Here is a 239-nt window from a genome sequence, read left to right as displayed (position 1 = left end):
ACAGTGGTATTACCCACTGTTAGGCTACCTGCATCTGTCAAACTAATGTTGTCGTTTAGGTTATATTTATAGGTATTGGTCGCAGCATCATAGGTTGCTGTGGTATTGGTGCCATTGGCAAAATTCATTGTCTCGCCAAGCTGAGCATTGTCTGCCGTACCACCATTTACTGCAAAGTTTAGACCTTTATTCGCTGTGGTTTGAGCCGCAGCTGCATTAGTCACTGCTGTATTAGCTGC

The 239-nt window shown here is 44.4% G+C and carries 1 pseudogene; it reads right to left on the bottom strand.

Annotation, left to right across the window (positions count from 1 at the left end):
* Positions 1 to 239 (bottom strand): annotated as a pseudogene (locus tag ACX1N5_RS15750) (hypothetical protein); the annotation flags it as partial.

The organism is Acinetobacter sp. ANC 4636 (genome assembly GCF_054454555.1).
Note: the sequence above shows the minus strand (reverse complement) of the source record. Positions and strands in the feature narration are given on the sequence as shown.